The organism is Nocardiopsis sp. iso_186, assembly GCF_056173365.1.
In genome coordinates this window covers 4942944-4959852 of the sequence record NZ_CM149670.1, presented here as the reverse complement: position 1 = coordinate 4959852, position 16909 = coordinate 4942944, and the positions used below count along the sequence as shown (strand labels likewise).

Annotated in this window: 18 protein-coding genes; 12 read left to right on the top strand and 6 right to left on the bottom strand. The window is 68.7% G+C overall.

The genetic code is table 11. From position 1 onward, the window contains the following. Nucleotides 1-21: 21 nt before the first annotated feature. Entirely contained in the window at nt 22-423 is a 402-nt protein-coding gene (locus AC0VYP_RS21490) for an ectoine synthase (protein ID WP_285758641.1), read from the top strand. A 131-nt stretch (nt 424-554) separates the two neighbouring features. After that, on the top strand, nt 555-1463 hold the full coding sequence (thpD, locus tag AC0VYP_RS21485) for an ectoine hydroxylase (RefSeq protein WP_285758642.1): 909 nt from the start codon (nt 555-557) through the stop codon (nt 1461-1463). Nucleotides 1464-1668: 205 nt separating this feature from the next. On the opposite strand, the gene AC0VYP_RS21480 is transcribed toward thpD, so the two are convergent. Next, nucleotides 1669-2082, bottom strand: a complete 414-nt coding sequence (locus AC0VYP_RS21480) for a spore-associated protein A (protein WP_285758643.1) — start codon at nt 2080-2082, stop codon at nt 1669-1671. A 257-nt stretch (nt 2083-2339) separates the two neighbouring features. On the opposite strand from AC0VYP_RS21480, the gene AC0VYP_RS21475 reads away from it, so the two are divergent. From AC0VYP_RS21475 to AC0VYP_RS21450, 6 genes are all read left to right on the top strand, one after another. Then, a complete protein-coding gene (locus AC0VYP_RS21475) occupies nt 2340-3263 on the top strand; it encodes a lysostaphin resistance A-like protein (RefSeq protein WP_475471526.1) in 924 nt (307 codons plus the stop codon). 5 nt (nt 3264-3268) lie between these two features. Further along, nucleotides 3269-4207, top strand: a complete 939-nt coding sequence (locus tag AC0VYP_RS21470; RefSeq protein WP_475471524.1) for a lysostaphin resistance A-like protein — start codon at nt 3269-3271, stop codon at nt 4205-4207. Between the two features lie 76 nt (nt 4208-4283). Then, the gene (locus tag AC0VYP_RS21465) at nt 4284-4916 is read left to right on the top strand and encodes a GOLPH3/VPS74 family protein (RefSeq protein ID WP_475471523.1); all 633 of its coding nucleotides are present in this window, start codon (nt 4284-4286) and stop codon (nt 4914-4916) included. A gap of 261 nt (nt 4917-5177) precedes the next feature. Further along, on the top strand, nt 5178-7265 hold the full coding sequence (locus AC0VYP_RS21460) for an RNA degradosome polyphosphate kinase (RefSeq protein WP_475471521.1): 2088 nt from the start codon (nt 5178-5180) through the stop codon (nt 7263-7265). Then, nucleotides 7258-8229: an NUDIX hydrolase gene (locus AC0VYP_RS21455; RefSeq protein ID WP_285758649.1), complete on the top strand. Its 972-nt coding sequence runs from the start codon at nt 7258-7260 to the stop codon at nt 8227-8229. The genes AC0VYP_RS21460 and AC0VYP_RS21455 overlap by 8 nt, the downstream gene beginning before the upstream one ends. A 31-nt stretch (nt 8230-8260) precedes the next feature. Further along, a complete protein-coding gene (locus AC0VYP_RS21450; protein WP_285758650.1) occupies nt 8261-8692 on the top strand; it encodes an SRPBCC family protein in 432 nt (143 codons plus the stop codon). A 78-nt stretch (nt 8693-8770) separates the two neighbouring features. Here AC0VYP_RS21450 and AC0VYP_RS21445 read toward each other — a convergent pair whose 3' ends face one another. From AC0VYP_RS21445 to AC0VYP_RS21430, 4 genes are read right to left on the bottom strand one after another with little or no spacing between them, the layout of a single operon-like run. Continuing rightward, complete coding sequence (locus AC0VYP_RS21445) at nt 8771-9832, bottom strand: ABC transporter ATP-binding protein (RefSeq protein ID WP_475471520.1); 1062 nt, start codon at nt 9830-9832, stop codon at nt 8771-8773. Then, entirely contained in the window at nt 9829-10659 is an 831-nt protein-coding gene (locus AC0VYP_RS21440; protein ID WP_285758652.1) for an ABC transporter permease, read from the bottom strand. Before AC0VYP_RS21440 ends, AC0VYP_RS21445 begins: the two co-directional genes overlap by 4 nt. A 23-nt stretch (nt 10660-10682) precedes the next feature. After that, entirely contained in the window at nt 10683-11477 is a 795-nt protein-coding gene (modA, locus tag AC0VYP_RS21435; protein ID WP_285758653.1) for a molybdate ABC transporter substrate-binding protein, read from the bottom strand. Beyond that, nucleotides 11470-11880 (bottom strand): TOBE domain-containing protein, encoded by a 411-nt coding sequence (locus AC0VYP_RS21430; RefSeq protein WP_285758654.1) that lies wholly within the window; start codon nt 11878-11880, stop codon nt 11470-11472. Before AC0VYP_RS21430 ends, modA begins: the two co-directional genes overlap by 8 nt. Nucleotides 11881-12099: 219 nt before the next feature. Between AC0VYP_RS21430 and AC0VYP_RS21425 the strand changes: the two genes are divergently transcribed. The 4 genes from AC0VYP_RS21425 (at nt 12100) to AC0VYP_RS21410 (ending at nt 16034) form a co-directional block, all read left to right on the top strand. Further along, a complete protein-coding gene (locus AC0VYP_RS21425) occupies nt 12100-13452 on the top strand; it encodes a sensor histidine kinase (RefSeq protein ID WP_475471517.1) in 1353 nt (450 codons plus the stop codon). A 2-nt stretch (nt 13453-13454) separates the two neighbouring features. Next, on the top strand, nt 13455-14111 hold the full coding sequence (locus AC0VYP_RS21420) for a response regulator transcription factor (RefSeq protein WP_285758792.1): 657 nt from the start codon (nt 13455-13457) through the stop codon (nt 14109-14111). A 36-nt stretch (nt 14112-14147) separates the two neighbouring features. After that, entirely contained in the window at nt 14148-15065 is a 918-nt protein-coding gene (locus tag AC0VYP_RS21415; RefSeq protein WP_475471515.1) for a DUF4097 family beta strand repeat-containing protein, read from the top strand. 459 nt (nt 15066-15524) lie between these two features. Continuing rightward, complete coding sequence (locus AC0VYP_RS21410) at nt 15525-16034, top strand: STAS domain-containing protein (protein ID WP_349497195.1); 510 nt, start codon at nt 15525-15527, stop codon at nt 16032-16034. 82 nt (nt 16035-16116) lie between these two features. On the opposite strand, the gene AC0VYP_RS21405 is transcribed toward AC0VYP_RS21410, so the two are convergent. After that, the gene (locus tag AC0VYP_RS21405; protein ID WP_285758659.1) at nt 16117-16833 is read right to left on the bottom strand and encodes a M50 family metallopeptidase; all 717 of its coding nucleotides are present in this window, start codon (nt 16831-16833) and stop codon (nt 16117-16119) included. Nucleotides 16834-16909: the final 76 nt, after the last annotated feature.

Below are 16909 nucleotides of genomic sequence, written 5' to 3'. Positions count from 1 at the left end.
AGAACCAAGGAGACAAGCACCGTGATTGTTCGAAGCCTCGCCGACGTTGACGGAACCGACGCCGACGTCCACGCCGAGACCTGGCGCAGCCGCCGTATCGTCCTGGCCAAGGACGGGGTCGGCTTCTCCTTCCACGAGACCGTCCTCTACGCGGGCACCGAGACGTCGATGTGGTACGCCAACCACATCGAGCTCGTGCACTGCATCGAGGGCGAGGCCGAGGTCACCAACGACGAGACCGGTGAGACCCACCTCATCACGCCTGGCTCGCTCTACCTGCTCAACGGACACGAGAAGCACACGGTCCGGCCCAAGACCGACTTCCGGGTGCTGTGCGTGTTCAACCCGCCGGTGACCGGGCGCGAGGTTCACGACGAGAACGGCGTGTACCCGCTCGTCACCGAGGAGTCGGCGCCTGCCTGACCGACGCGATGCCCGGCCGCGCGCCGGGTGGTGCGGGCCCCGTCCGGACAGGACCGGGCCCGCACCACCCGGCGGGGGCGGGCAGCCACCGAGACCAGAACTTTGAGGAGCATCCCGCAGGGGGAATCGGAATGACTGTCCTGACCACTGACTTCGTGCAGCCGACCATGGACGACTACCCGACCCGTAAGACCACGGAACCCGCACTGCTCTACCGCAAGGACCCGGCCGTCTGGGGTGACGCCGCCGACGGCCCCATCGACTCCGAGACGCTGGCCGGCTACGACGAGAACGGCTACCTCCAGATCGACAGCCTGCTCACCCAGGAGGAGCTGCGGGAGTACCGGGCCGAACTGGACCGGCTCCGCTCCGATGCGGGGCTGCAAAGCGACGAGCGTGTCGTCGTCGAGCCCGGAACCACCAAGGTCCGCTCGATCTACGAGGTCCACAAGATCAGTGAGCTGTTCGCCCGTCTCGTCGCGGATCCCCGAGTGGCGGGGCGTGCTCGCCAGATCCTCGGTTCCGAGGTCTACGTGCACCAGAGCCGGGTGAACCACGAGCGCCGTTTCACCGGAACCGACCTCTACTGGACGTCCGACTTCGAGACCTGGCACGCCGAGGACGGAATGCCCCGGATGCGCGCGGTCAGCATCGCCATCGCGCTCACCGACAACGAATCCCACAACGGTGCGCTGATGGTCATGCCCGGATCGCACCGGACCTTCGTCTCCTGCGTCGGCGAAGCACCGGACGACCGCTACCGCTCCACGCCCGAGGGCGAAGAGGCCGGTGCCCCCGACCAGTGCAGCCTGTCGATCCTCGCGGAGAAGCGCGGCGTCGAGATGCTCACCGGGCCGGCCGGCAGCGCGACCATGCTCGACTCCAACTGCATGCACGCGGCCAGCAGCAGCCTCACGCCGTTCCCGCGCTCCAGTCTCCTCATCGTGTTCAACAGTGTGGAGAACACCTGCGCGGAGCCCTTCTCGGCCTCCTCGCCCCGGCCGGAATTCCTCGGGGCGCGCGACTTCACCACCGTGTAGAGGTACCGGCGATCCTGCCGACCGGGGCCTGCACGCGTCCACGGGGCGCACGGGCAGCCGCAGGCGAGGGGGCCGGGGCCGACAAGGCCCCGGCCCCCTCTTTCCGCCCTGTCGGACCGTGCGGTAAGCCCACACGGTCCCACCGGTACCGGGGGCGAGGTCACCGGGGTGCCGGAGGCGGTACCCCCGGCACCCCGGTGACCGCTCAGCCGCAGTTGGTCTTCTCGCGGTAGGTGTTCGCGGTACCGATGATTCCCTGCCAGTCCATGCAGGAGCCCTGGCCGTAGACGTAGACCGGTCCCGCATAGGTCGTGTAGTAGCCGGTGTCCTGCTGCGCGTTCTCGGGGATGCTGGTGGAGCGTTTCAGCGACACCGCCATGAGGACGGCCGAACCGGGGGTGTTGCGCACGGTCACGGCGCAGTTGTTGCCGTTGGCGCTGTTGTAGGTCAAGAACACCGTTCCCACGCTGCCGACGGAAGCGGAGTTGACGACCTGGTAGCCCGAACCGCACACACCGTTGTAGGTCGCCGCTGATGCCGGGGCGGCCGACAGCGCGGTACCGGCCAGCATCGCACCGGCCGCCAGTGAGATGGCCGCAAACCTCTTCAGCGTCTTCATGGAAGTCCCATCGGGTCTCGTGACACCGCTTCGGTGCGGCGCTCGACAGGAACTCTGGCAGCCGGTGCTTGCCGAACACTTCGTCTCGCCTTAACAGCCGCTTCCCTTTCCCACGCGCGATCGGTGAATGATACGCAGCGTGACGGATTATCGGGCTTAGTGGAAAAGTTGCCTGGTAATCGCGACATACCGTAGTCATTCACGAGCTTTTTGAGTTGCCCGGGGCACACTGATGCTTCAACCGGGGGAGAGCGCGGGTGAAGAGAGCGCACGTATGGGTGATGTGGACGGGAAGCGCGGTGTTCGCGCTGTCCGTGCTGGTCACAGCCGCTTCCGAGTTCGCGGGAGTCGGGTGGGCCGACTCTTCTGGCGTTCCCTCGCCGTTGTGGACCGTCTGGATTCCCACCGCGGTGGGAATCCCGCTGATCTGGTTGCTGACCCCTGACCGGGGGCCGGCGGCTCTCGACAAGCAGGTGCGCCAGACGCTCGGGGGACACCCTGTTTCCCGGGAACTGAGCTACCTCATGCTGTGCCTGGCGGGTTTCCTGGTCGGCGCGGTCCTGCTCGGCAACATCTTCGCGATCTTTCACGACGACGGTGTCCTCAACCTGGGGACCCCGGTGTCGCGGGTGGCGTTCCTGCTGATCATCCCGGTGTTGATGGTCAACCGGGCCGGCTTGACCCTCAGCCGCGTACGGGGCAGCATGCCGCGGTTGGCGATAGGGGTGCGGGAGCCGTGGCGCTGGTCGGGACTGGTGGCGGTCACGGTGGTGCTGGGCATCGTGCTGCTGTACGCCTGGGAGGACGTCGTCCGGTCCGGTCCCGCGTTCTCGCTGGTCCTGCTGCTGGTCCTGCTGGTCGTGACGGTGCCGGAGGAGATCTTCTTCCGTGGCATGGTGCAGACCAGGCTGGAAGGCATGCTGGGGCGGGGTGCCGGAATCGTGCTCGCCTCGTTGATGTTCGCTTTCGTCTACGCGACCCTTGGGAGTTACGTGGATCTGCTGCGACTGGGCGTGCAGTCGGTGGGCGGCGACTACCTGCTCGCGGTGGCCACCTACGGTGTCGCCGGGCTGCTCTACGGCTATCTGTGGTCGCACTACCGCAACATCTGGCTCAACGTCGGACTGCGTGCCGGAACGATCGCCCTGGTCCTGGGGCCGTCCTTGGCGCTCGCAGGATGACGCGCGTGGAGAACGCGCTCGCAGGGCGCCTGCCCCGGGCCCTGGTGGTGTGCCTCGGCCTGGTGGTCTTTCTCGTCTCCGCGGTCTACCTGTACTCCGTCGGGTCCACCCGGATCAGGGGAACCGACGACTTCTCCTCGGGCGAGCTGTGGACGCTGTGGCTGCCTGTCGCCGTGACGATGCTGTGCGTCCGGTTCATCCCGTGGCGCCGGCCCCCCGATGACGACCTCATCGGTCAGGTCGGCCACATGTTCCGCGGGCGCCGGGTCAACCAGGAGGTCGTGGTCCTGCTGGCGTGCCTGTTCGGGTTCTTCGTGGGGGACGGGTTCCTGGAGTTCGCCTTCCGGACCATGAGCCCGGGTCTCTCCGGCCTGGCGTACCACACGGCCAAGGTGGTGTTCCTGCTGATCCTGCCGCTGATCCTCATCGGCGGTTCGGGCATCATGCGCCACGTGTCCGGACCGGACCTGATGACCCTGGCCACGCGGGTTCCGCTGGGCTGGCGCTGGGCCGGCCTGGTCGGGGTGCTCGCCTACCTCTACCTCAACGTCTTCCTCCGCTGGACGACCGCTGCGGTCGGCGAGGAGCGCATCCCCCAGGGGTACTCGCTGCTCCTGGGGCTGCTGCTGACCATCGCCACCTCCGCGCTGCTCCAGGAGTTCTTCTTCCGCGTGCTCCTACAGACCCGGGTCGAGGCGCTGCTCGGCCGGTGGCCGGCGATCGTCGCGACCGCCCTGCTCTGCGCGGCCGCCGAACTGGTGGGCGCCGGCTTCGTCCCGTCGGTGTCCGAGGAGCTGGCGATGACCGCGGCGGTGACGGTCCCGGTCGGCCTGATGTACGGCTACCTGTGGTCGCGTTATCGCAACATCTGGTTGAACTTCCTGCTGCACGGCGGGGTGAGCTGCCTGGTTCTCTTTCCCGCGCTACAGGGCACCGTCCTTTGAGGCCGTGGTCGTGCTCGTCTGACACCGGAGCCGCCCCGGCACATAATGGGCGTCAACGCGACCGAACCGGGGGGACATGACCACGCTCGCCGAGGACCTGATCGTTCTTGCCCACGACCCTGCCAAGGGTCAACCGTTGGTCGGCTCCACCCGGCTGGCCTGCGGGCTCGCCGGAGCGCTGTTGGCCGACCTCGCGCTGGCCGGGCGTATCAGCATCGATGCCGACTACGTCTACGCCGACCGCTACTCGCCGTCCAGGGACACCGACCTCGACACCGTGGCGGATCGGATCGCGGTGAGCCGGCGCAACCGCAAGGTGCACTGGTGGGTGAACAAACTCCAGTCGTCAACGCTGCGCAAACGTCTGCTGGAACGGTCAACACGCGAAGGAGCCCTGCACCGCGCCCGGCGTACGGTCCTGGTGGTCTTCCCCCGGGACGACTACTATCCCCGCGATCCGGACCGGCGTTCCCAGCTGCGCCGGAATCTGCGTGGGGTCCTGCTCGGGGAGGTCCGGGCCGACGCCCGCACCATGGTGCTGCTCGCGCTCGTGGGAGCGACGGGCGCCCACCGCAGGCTCTTCCCCGATCTCCCCAACAGGGAGCGCCGGCGCCGGATCAAGACGGTCGTCACCGGCGACACGATCGGCAGGGCGGTCCGCAAGGCGGTCCAGTCGAGCGAGGCGGCCTCGGCCGGCGCCGGAGGTTGACCGAGGGACAATGGCCGGCCGGCGAATTCGGTTGTCGCCGAAGAAATTCGTGGAGTTTCGGGGAGGCGTCCGAACGTCAAAGTCCGGTAGCGCAGGGTATTTCGCGATTCATCACTCGGCCGTAACCCTCTCAATGCGGTAAATCGTCTCCCTGAAGTGCTGCAACGCCCCGAAGAACGGGTAAGGAACTATGTATGGCCGTAACACGGCGTAAAGGTCGGGTTCGGCGTCCGTTCACGGGAATGGGGGAGTCTGCGACCTGTGAGTGTGGAACCGGTGTATACGGCCAAGAATGGTGAAGAACTCCCTATAGACCGATTTATGGACCGCGAGGAAAGTTGGCTTCGGTTCAACCAGCGTGTGCTGGAACTCGCTGAGGACACCGCGATACCGCTGCTGGAGCGCGCGATGTTCCTCGCCATCTTCTCCAGCAACCTCGACGAATTCTTCATGGTCCGCGTCGCCGGCCTCAAACGGCGGCTGGCTACCGGGGTCGCAGTGTCCTCGCCCAGGGGGCACCACCCCAGGGAACTGCTGGAACGGATCAGCAAGGTCGCCCACGAGCTGATGCCGCGTCACGCAGAGTGCTTCCACAACTCGGTGGGGCCCGCGCTCGCCGAAGCCGGCATCCGCATCGTCCGCTGGGACGAGCTCACCAGTGCCGAGAGCCAGCGGATGCAGCGCTTCTTCCGACGCACCATCTATCCGGTCCTCACCCCTTTCGCTGTCAACCCCGCGCACCCCTTCCCCTACATCTCCGGCCGCTCCCTCAACCTCGCCGTGACCGTCCACGACCCTCAGAGCGGGCGCCGGATGTTCGCCCGCATCAAGGTCCCCTCGATCCTGCCCCGCTTCATCGAACTCGACGGCGGTCGCTTCGTCCCGGTCGAGGACGTCATCGCCGCACACCTGCCGCAGCTGTTCGAGGGCATGGAGATCCGCGAGCACCACGCCTTCCGGGTCACCCGCAACACCGACCTCGAAGTGGACGAGGACGAGACCGACGACCTCGTCCAGGCCCTGGAGAACGAACTGTTGCGCCGCAGGTTCGGCCCTCTCGTGCGCCTGGAGGTGGAGGAGACCATCTCCGACGCCGTCCTCGCGATCCTGCGCCAGGAACTTGGCGCCGAGGAGGGGGAGGTCTACCGGGTCCCCGGTCCGCTCAACCTGGCCGGGCTGTCGCAGCTTTACAACCTGGACCGGCCCGAACTCAAGTACGCGCCGCTGGTTCCGGTGGAGCCGCGCGCACTCGCCAACGGGGACTTCTTCTCCGCTGTGCGCGAGCGCGAGCTGCTGGTCCAGCACCCCTACGAGTCCTTTGCGGCCACCACCGAGCGTTTCCTCGCGGCTGCCGCCGTCAACCCCCAGGTCGTGGCGATCAAGCAGACCCTCTACCGGACCAGCGGCGACTCGTCCATCGTGGAAGCGCTGATCGAGGCGGCGGAGTCCGGTAAAGAGGTCGTGGCCCTCGTCGAGATCAAGGCGCGTTTCGACGAACAGAACAACATCCGTTGGGCCCGCAAGCTCGAAGAGGCGGGCTGTCATGTCGTCTACGGCGTCGTCGGACTGAAGACCCACTGCAAACTCGCCCTCGTGGTCCGCCGCGAGGAGGACGGGACGCTGCGCCGGTACTGCCACGTGGGAACCGGCAACTACAATCCCCGAACCGCCCGTATCTACGAGGATTTCGGGCTGTTCAGCTCCGACCTCGAACTGGTCGAGGACCTGAGCGACCTCTTCAACCACCTGACCGGCTTCTCCCGCAAAAGACACTACCGACGGCTCCTCGTAGCGCCCCGGGCGTTGCGCGAGTCGCTGACCCGTCAGATCCAGAACGAGATGGCCAACCACGAGCAGGGGCTGCCCGCCCGGATCCGGATCAAGGCCAATTCCCTGGTCAACGAGGACATCATCGACGCGCTCTACGCGGCGTCGCGGGTCGGCGTCCCCATCGATCTGTGGATTCGCGGCAGCTGCGTGCTGCGCCCCGGCATTCCCGGCCTCTCCGAGACCGTGAGGGTACGCAGCATCCTGGGACGGTTCCTGGAGCACTCCAGGGTCTTCGTCTTCGAGAACGCCGGAGACCCCCAGGTGTGGATCGGCAGCGCCGACCTCATGCCGCGCAACCTCGACCGCCGGGTCGAGGCGTTGGTGAACATCACCGACACCGGACAGCGGGTCCGGTTGATCGGCATGATGGACCTCGCCATGGCCGACAGCACGTCCTCCTGGCGGTTGGCCGAGGACGGGAGTTGGACCCGTGCCTCCCACGACGGCCGCGGCACACCCCTGCTGGACTTCCAGAACACGTTGCGCGGCGACCGGCACCTGCGGGTCGTCGATGGCTGACGACCAGACCCCGGGCACCGTCGGGAGCCCTTGCACGGCTCCCGGCGGTGCGGTCGGCGGCTACCTCGAACCGATCCGTGCGGCGGGCGCGGTGCTGTGGCGCGAGGGTTCCGACGGCCGTGCGGTCGCCCTCGTCCACCGACCGGCCCGCGACGACTGGAGCCTGCCCAAGGGCAAGCTCAAGAACGGCGAGCACGTCCTTTCCGCGGCGGTGCGCGAGGTCGGCGAGGAGACGGGTCTGCGGCCGGTACTGGGCCGCCGCCTGCCCTCGCAGCGCTACCTGAAGAACGGCTGGCCCAAACAGGTCGAATGGTGGGCGGCCACCGCCACCGACGAATCCGTTTTCCAACCCACCGACGAGGTGGACGCCCTGGAGTGGTTCCCACTCGCCAGGGCGCGTGAACGGCTCAGCTACGACCACGATCGCCAGGTCCTCGACGACTTCTGCCGAGGGCCGGCCCGGACCGTTCCGCTGATCCTGCTCCGGCACGGCTCCGCCGGGGAGAAGAACGCGTGGGCCGACCACGACCTGTTGCGCCCGCTCGACGGGACGGGCCGCGCCGACGCCCTGGCCCTGGCCACGGTGCTGGGTGCCTTCGGCGTGGCCGACGTGGTCTCCTCGGCCGCTGCGCGCTGCACCGAGACCGTGCTGCCCTACTCCGTCATGCACACCGCGGAGGTGCGCACCGAGCGTTCTTTCACCACGGGGACGACGAGCGGTGCCCCGTCCTTCGAGCGCCACACGGCCCGCAAGGCGTTCGCCGCACTGCTCGCCGAACGAAGCGCGGTCCTGGTGTGCACCCACGGCGAGCTCGTCGCCGATCTCATGCGCGAGACGCTGCTCCGGTCGGGCGCGCCGGTCTCCCAGCAGTTGTCGCTGCGCAAGGGCACGTTCTGGGTGGTGCACGTCGGAGCGGAGGACGGTGCACTGGCCGCCGTCGAGCGGCACGCGGCCCGGGGGTGACCCCGCCCGGACGCTGGGTAGGGTGACGGCCATGGCAAAGCATCGCGTCTCCCGCACCATCGTCATCGCGGCCCCGGCCCCGAAGATCTTCGACATTCTCGCCGACCCGCGCCGCCATCCCGAGATGGACGGTTCCGGCAGCGTCCAGGGGGCGATCGAGGGGCCCGGGCGATTGGGGTTGGGGTCGCGGTTCGGAATGGACATGCGGCTCGGTCTGCCCTACCGCATCACCAACGAGGTGGTGGAGTTCGAGGAGAACCGGCTGATCGCCTGGCGGCACAAGGGCCCCCACCGGTGGCGCTGGGTGCTGGAGCCGCTGGACGAGCACACCACGAAGGTCACCGAGACCTTCGACTACTCCTACGCGGGCTCTTTCGTCTACCAGTTGCTGGGCTACCCCGCGCGCAACGCCCGCGGGATCGAGGAGACCCTTCCCCGCCTCAAAAAGCTTCTGGAGTCCTGACCTTTCCCGTCGTGGCCCCGTTTTCCCTGTCGCGGTCCGCGGCTGTTCCCCGCCGACTACGGGACGCCCGGACACGGGTCAGGCGGGATAGCACGCCACCTCGGTTGCCTTCACACTCGCCCAGACCAGGTCGCCCGGCGCCAGCGCGAGTTCTGCCAGACCCGCCGGGGTGATGTCGGCGCTCAGGTTGACCTCGCCGGTGAGGTGGACGCGAACCTGGTCGCCGAACCGCTCGATCCCGTCCACTGCGAGTCGCCAGGCGTTGCGGGGGCTGCCGTCGGGGCGGGTGCGGTACAGCGCGACGGAGCGCGGCGTGAACGCGGTGAAGACCTCCCCCGAGTGAGTGCCCGCGACGGTCACGGCGACCGGTGCTCCTGACGTGCCGGTCACCGTGACCCGGGTGCCGTCGGCCCGGCCCCGGTAGAGGTTCAGTCCGACCAGTCGGGCCACGTAACCGGTGCGCGGCCGGCGCGCGACGTCCACCGGCGATCCCTGCTGCACCAGTGCACCGTCCTCGACGACCATCACCCGGTCGGCCAGGACCATGGCGTCCAGCGGGTCGTGGGTGACGATGACGGTCGCACCGCCGAAGTCTGCGAGGTGCCGTTGCAGATGCGAACGGACCGAGAAGCGCGTGTGCGCGTCCAGGGCGGCCAGCGGCTCGTCCAACAGGAGCAGCCGGGGCCGTGTCGCCAGCGCGCGGGCCAGCGCCACCCGTTGCGCCTGCCCGCCCGACAGCGACCGCGGTCGCGCGCCTGCGTGGTCGGCGAGCCCGACCCGGTCCAGCAGCCGCGCCGCCCGCGTTCGCGCCTCCGTCTTGGGAACGCCTTGGCAGCGCGGCCCGAAGGCCACGTTCTCCAGCGCGCTCATGTGGTCGAACAGCAGGTAGTCCTGGAAGACCATGCCGATGGGGCGCCGCTCGGTCGGTACGGCCGTGAGGTCGAGTCCGTCAACACGGACGTGCCCGTCCACCATCGGGGCCAGTCCGGCGAGCGCGCGCAGGACCGTCAACTTGCCGGCCCCGTTGGGGCCCAGCAGTGCCAGGACCTCGCCCGGTGCGACCCGGAGGTGGACGTCCAGGGCGAAGGAGGGGCGGCGGACCACCAGACGCGCGTCCAGTGCCGGGTGGGTCGGGGTCACGGTGCACTCACCCACCGGTCGCGCAGGCAGATCAGAATGACCAGGGAGACCGCCAGCAGGACGAGGCTCAACACGATCGCGGCGTCCGGGCTCTGCTGCATCGCCAGGTAGACGGCCAGTGGCATGGTCTGGGTGCGGCCGGGGAAGTTCCCGGCGAACATGACGGTCGCCCCGAACTCGCCCAGTGCCCGGGACCAGCACAGCACCGCGCCCGCGAGCACGCCGGGGGCGACCATCGGCAGCGTCACGCGGCGAAAGATGGTGGACCTGCTGGCACCCAGTGTCGCGGCCGCGTCCTCATAGCGCCGGTCCGCGCCGCGCAGCGCACCCTCGACGCTGATCACCAGGAAGGGCATCGCCACGAAGACCTGTGCGACCACGACCGCCGCAGTCGTGAACGGCAGCGAGTACCCCGTCCAGGCGTAGATGTACTGGCCGAGCACGCCGTTGCGTCCCAACACCAGCAGCAGCGCCACTCCTCCCACGATCGGCGGGATCACCAGCGGGACGGTGACCAGCGCCCGCACCACGCGGCGCCCCGGGAACTCGGTGCGCGCCAGCAGCCAGGCCAGGGGGACCCCCAGGACGAGGGAGACCAGGGTGGCGACCGTGGCGGTGGTCAGCGACAGCCGGAGCGCGCCCAGTACCTCCGGCATGAGCAGCCGGGTGCCGAGGGTGGGCCACGGCGCACGCAGCAGCAGCCCGAGGAAGGGCAGGAGGAGGAAGGCGAACCCGAGCAGCGCGGGCACCACGAGGAGCCAGGGGAACCGCCCGGAGGCGACCCTGATGGGGCGTTCGCGCCGTCGCGCGGAGGTCTGCGTGCTCAATCGTCGTCCAGCTCCGGGAGCGGTTACGGGGTGCGGAAGCCGGCGTCGGCCAGGACCGAGGCGCCCTCGTCGGACGTCACCAGCGCCACCCAGTCGGCGGCCGGTCCCGCGTTCGGCGCGTCGGCCAGGACCGCGATCGGGTAGTCGTTGACGGCCTGCTCGGTCTCGGGGAACCCGATCCCTTGAACCGTCCCGCCCGCGGCGATCACGTCGGTGCGGTAGACCAGTGCGGCGTCCACCTCGCCCAGCTGGACCTTGGTGAGTGCCGCCTTGACGTCCTTCTCCCGGGTCACCGGCTCGATCCGCACACCGGTCGCCGTCATGACCGTGTCCGAGGCCGCGCCGCAGGGCACCTCCTCCGCGCACAGCGCGACCTTGACGCCGTCGTCGGCGAGGTCGTCGAACCCTTCGATGCCCGCCGGGTTGTCCGCCGGCACCGCGATCTCCAAAACGTTCTGCGCGAAGGTCTCCGGCTCGCCGGCCACGCCCGCCTCGTCCACGACGAGATCCATGGTGGCGGTGTTGGCCGAGGCGAACACGTCGGCCGGCGCGCCCTCGCCGATCTGGGCCGCCAGGTCGGAACTGCCGGCGAAGTTGAACTCGACGCTCACGTGGGGATTTGCCTGCTCGAAACCGGTGGCCAGCTGTTCGAAGGACTCGGTCAGCGAGGCCGCGGCGAAGACCGTGAGGGTCGTCTCCGGCTGCTCGGGCCCGGCCGAGCCGTCCGTGGTGTCCTCCACGGGTGCACAGGCCGCGGTGCCGAGCAGGCCGGGGACGGCCAGCAGTACGGCGACGCGATGGAAGAGGGGTCTAGGCATGTCTGGCTCCCGGTGCTGATCCTGTCTCCACGATGACGCTGGTCGATTTCACGATCGCGGTCGCCTGCGATCCCACCTCCAGGCCCAGTGCGTCGGCGGCCTCCCGGCTCATCAGCGAGACCACGCGGTGCGGGCCGGCCTGGATCTCCACCTGCGCCATGACCTCGTCGCGGACCACGTGGGTGACCAGACCGCGGAACCGGTTGCGCGCCGACATCGCCGAGAGGGCGGGGTCGGCGTCGGCGTTGTCGCGCATGAACGCGGCCAGGTCGGCTCCCTCGATCAGCCGGTGGCCGTGCTCGTCGCGTCGTGCCGTCAAGCGCCCCGAGTCCACCCAGCGGCGGACCGTGTCGGGGCTGACCCCGATCAGCTCGGCGGCTTCTCCTATTCGCACAATCGACACCACGTGAATCTACCCCTCGCATATGCCATGAAGATAGTCATTTTTGCCTAGTAAGAACGAGAGAAATCTGGCGAAAGCTCCAACCGGGAGGGTAGCGCCGGAACGTCTTCGGTGGTGCTGACACCACCGGGCGGCGGTGTGGTGTCGTCATCGCAGGGTTGTCCACATCCGGCCTACCGTTGGGAGCACCGTGATACGACCCGGAGGGAGTGACCGTCGGTGCCAGCAGCGATCGGTGATGCCGAGGCGTCTGCTCCGGCACGGCGGCCGTGGGTCGAGCGGCTGGTCGCGGTGCTGCACCTGCTCACCTCGTTGGTGCTCGCGCTGCTCTACCTCGCCCCCGGTGCACTCCTGCTGATCGGCGTCAACGAGCTCACCAACGAAGTCCTGTCGGTGCTCGCCGGCGACCCCGAAGCCCAGGAGCGGCTGCCCTCCACCATCGTGGCCTCGGGGATCGTCCCCCTTCCGCTGGTCACCCTGTTGGCCCGACTCGCCTGCTGGGTCCAGCGTTCCCGGCTGGAGGCCGTGTTCGGGGTGGTGGAGGCCGTACCGCTCGCGCCGGGTGCGCGCGGAGGACTCCCGGTGCGTGTCCTGCGCTATCTCTTCGGCCGCGACGCCTGGAGCGCCGTTCTCTACAGCACCACAGCGGGAATCGTCGGTCTGGCGTCGGGGGCCCTGGCCATGGCTCTGGTCGCCTACGGCCTGGGGTCGGTGATCGGCGGGCTCCTCGGTGTGGTGCTCGCGCTGGCGGACGGCGGTCTCACCGAACTCCTCGACAGCGCCGACCTGGCCTTCCTGGCCGCCGTCGCCATTTTGCTGGGGCCGGTGAGCGTCCTGGCCGGCCTGTGGGTCGCGCCCTGGTTGGTGCGCGCCGACGTCGGAATCGCCCGGCGGATGCTCTTCGACTCGTCCCAGGTACGGATCGAGCGGCGCATGCGCGAACTGAGCGACAGCCGCTCGCGCATGGTCAACGCAGCCGAGGCCGAGCGTCGCCGGATCGAGCGCGACCTGCACGACGGTGCCCAGCAGCGGCTGCTCGCGGTCACCATGACGCTCACCCGGGCCCGCGCCAAGTTCGACCGGGACCCGGAGACGGCCCGCGCCCTTCTCGCCGAGGCCCAGGCCGAGGCCCGGGAGGTGATGGCGGAACTGCGCGAGGTCGCCCGGGGTCTGCATCCCCGAGTCCTCACCGACCACGGGCTGGAGGCCGCGCTCCCGGTGGCGGCGGGGCGCTGCCCGGTGCCGGTCCGGGTCAACGCCGATCTCGGCGGGCGCCCCTCGCAGCGGGCCGAAGGCATCGCCTACTACGCGGCCTGCGAGGCGTTGACCAACATCGCCAAGCACGCCGCGGCGCGCACGGTCACGGTCCGCGCCGTTCGGATCGTCCAGCGCAAGGGCGACCTGTTGCGGCTCACCGTTGTCAACGACGGCATCGGCGGAGCCGACCCCGAGGTCGGGACCGGCCTGTACGGGCTGTGGGACCGGGTCCACGCGGTGGACGGCCACCTGGCCGTGCACAGTCCGACCGGTGGGGGCACCGTGCTCACCGCCGACATCCCCTGGGAGGCATGACCGTGCGCGTGATCATCGCGGAGGACTCCGTACTGCTGCGCAGCGGAATGGTGAAACTCCTAAAGGACGAAGGGATCGAGATCGTCGCCGAGGTCGGCGATGCCCAGGCCCTGTTGGTCGCGGTCGCCGAGCACGACGTGGACCTGTGCCTGGTGGACATCCGCATGCCGCCCACGTTCTCCGAGGAGGGCATGCACGCGGCGATCCGCATCCGTGCCCAGTACCCGCACGTGGCGGTCCTGCTGCTGTCCCAGCACGTCGTCGGCACCTATGCCGCCGAACTGCTGGGCGGCGGCGCGACCAGGGTCGGCTATCTGCTCAAGGACCGCATCGCCGATATCGACGAGTTCCTGGTCACGCTCCGCCGTATCGCCGACGGTGGCGCGGCGATCGATCCGGAGGTGGTGTCGCAGCTGCTCAGCCGCAACACCGACACCGCGTTGGACAGGCTGAGTCCGCGTGAGTCGGAGGTGTTGGGAGCGATGGCGGAAGGGCTCAACAACGCGGGGATCGCCGCCCGGCTCTTCGTCACCGAACGTGCGGTCGAGAAGCACATCCGCGCCATCTTCACCAAGCTGGACCTCGTCCAGGACGACCACGACCACCGCCGGGTGCTCGCGGTCCTGCAGTACCTGCGGGCCAACGCGGCCGGCGGCTGACACCTGCAATCGTTCTCCGAAGGAGAGGAAGCCACAATGACGTTCAACGGGCGGGGCCTGTACGTCTCGTCGAGCAAGGTTCCGCGCCGGCAGCGGCTCGGTTGGCTCGCCCTGGGGGCGGTGATCGGTCTGATCGCGCTGGTGTTCGGGCTGTTGAACATGCTCAATGGGGTCTCCTTCACGAGTGAGACGAGAGAGGACAGCTACCCGGCTTCCGCGCTGCTGCGAATCGACGCCGACGTCGTGGCGGCCGTCTCCGTCAGCCAGACGGGGGGCGATCGGATCACCGTCCAGCGCGCCCTGGTCGGTGCGCAGGGCTCCGGTTCCTTCGAATCCGTCGAGCAGGACGACGAGAAGCTGGAGCTGAATGTCTCCTGTTGGCGGTTCCCCCTGTTCAGTACCTGCGAGGTCAACTACGTGATCGGGGTGCCCGAGGGGACCGATCTGGACATCAGTACCGACCGGGGCCGGGTCAACGTCACCGGGGTCGTCGGGGACGTCACGGTGGACACCGGCAGCGGCGACATCGCGTTGTCTCAGGTCAGGGGGTCGATCGACCTGGAGTCGGGGGCGGGGGACATCAGCGCCGCGGGCGAGGGGGCCACCGCCAAGGCCGAGTCCGATGTCGGTGACGTGGACCTTCGGTCGTTCCGGGCCGCCGAGGTCGAAGGAGAGTCCGACGTCGGTGACGTTCTGCTCGGCACGGGATTCGAGAAGGCCGAGGCGTCAACCGGTGTCGGGGAGGTGACGGTCTGGACCGACGAGGAGTTCCGCAGCCTGAAGGCACAGTCGGACGTGGGGGACGTTGACGTCCGTGTTCCGGACGCGCCGTACCGGGTGACCGGCGAGACGGGCCTCGGCGACCGGGACATCCGGGTGCGGCCGGGGGGACGGGGGGACGCCTCGATCCGGGTGGAGACGGGTACCGGATCGGCAGTCGTTCGCGCCGACTGACATCGGACCGTGGCGGGGCCCGGATCGTTTTCGGGCCCCACGGTTTCGGCCGAGTTTTTCGGGGCAATCGATAACACTGAGCGCCAGGCTCGATCAAGCAACCGCTTGGTACTGTTGTTTTCGACCGCATCCCGCCGAAGCCCCCTGGGGGACGATCGTGGAGGACTTCATTTCGGGCCTGCCGCCCGCCCTTTCGTCTCCGTCCCGGGAAACGCCGAGGCGCAGACGTGGGCCACGTGTTCGACGGTGTGGTAGTGTCCGGGCACGGATGCCTTTTTAGTATCTTGGGAATCAGTCTGCGCGCACCTCAAGCCGTCGCACGAATCGTCCCAAATACCCATTCGTTCCATCCGGGCGCGACCCGCAGCCCGCGTCTCGGTCGGTTGTCTCCGGTCCACAGGCGAAGAATTCGCATATGTCTGACAAATCCTCATTGTTGACATGAGGGGTAGCACACATATGACTCAGTCCTCCGACCGTGCCAGCGCGCCCGGCAACGCGTTGAGCGAAGACCACAACGAGTATTCCGCCCGATGGCAGGTCCGTGCCACCACGCCGCCCGGCAGGGCGACCGTGTCGGCGTATCCTTCCGGAGCAAGCATGCCCGCGTTGCAGATCACCACCCGTCACCACGATGACGGCATCGTCATCGCGCTCGCCGGGGAGATCGACATCGCCACTGAAGACGATTTCCGTGCGACCGTCCTCCAGGCTGCGGTGGACAGCCCCAACAGTCGCGTGGTGCTGGACTGTGCCCAGCTCACCTTCATCGACTCCAGTGGCCTGCGGGTACTCATCCAGTGCCACAAGGCGGGCAAGGAGCACGGTAGCCGACTCTTCGTGGCCGCACCCTCCGAGCGCATCGCCCAGATCCTGCGGGTGACCGCCATCGACACGCGGATCCCCGTCCACCCGACGGCCGACGACGCACTGTCGGCGCCCCTGGAGAGCAGTAGCCGGCAGAGCTGAATCCCGCCGCGCGGCCCGTAGAGCGGCCCGTAGAAGGGTGCGGGCCGGCGGCTGGTCGGTGCCGACGGCCCGGAACCGCGTCCTACCCGGCGAACATCAGCAGCCAGACCCCCAGCGCCACCACGGCGAGGTTGAAGACGCCGAAGAACAGCACCCACGCCGTTCCCGGAACGCCGGTCAGCCGGTCGAGTTGGTCGGCGTCGGAGTGGGGCGAGGGCTGGCGCCTGCGCTGCGCCTGGAGCTCGAACACCGGTCGCACACTCGCGAACAGCATGAACCAGGTGAACAGGTAGGCACACACGCTCTGTACCTCGGCCGGGGTGAACCACGAGATCAGGAACACCACCGCCCCGGTTCCCACCACCGAGACCACGCCGTAGACGTTGCGGATGAGCAGCAGCATGGCGGCCAGCAGCAGGATGCTGATCCACAGCAGTGCGGTGATCCGTCCGCCGGTCAACAGCACGATCCCGGCCAGCCCGACCACCGAGGGCGCGGTGTACCCGGCCAGAATCGTCATGATCATGCCGATGCCGTCGGGCCGCCCCCGGGAGACGGTCACCCCCGAGGTATCGGAGTGGAGTCGCACCCCGGTCAACTGTCGCCCGCTGAGCAGCGCGACCAGCGCGTGCCCGCCCTCGTGCGCGATCGTCACCACGTTGCGGGCGACCCGCCAGGGGCCGCGCACCAGCACAACGGACAGTGCGATCACGCCGGTGGCGATGATCAGCCATTGGGGCGGGTCGGGCTGGACGGAGAACACGTCCTGCCACACTTCGGCGAACGAGGTCGCTTCCATCTGCTTTTCATCTCCCTCTCGGCTGCCTACCGCACTCTAGGACACGCCGGAGACCCGTCCGGTTCACGCGTGGGGC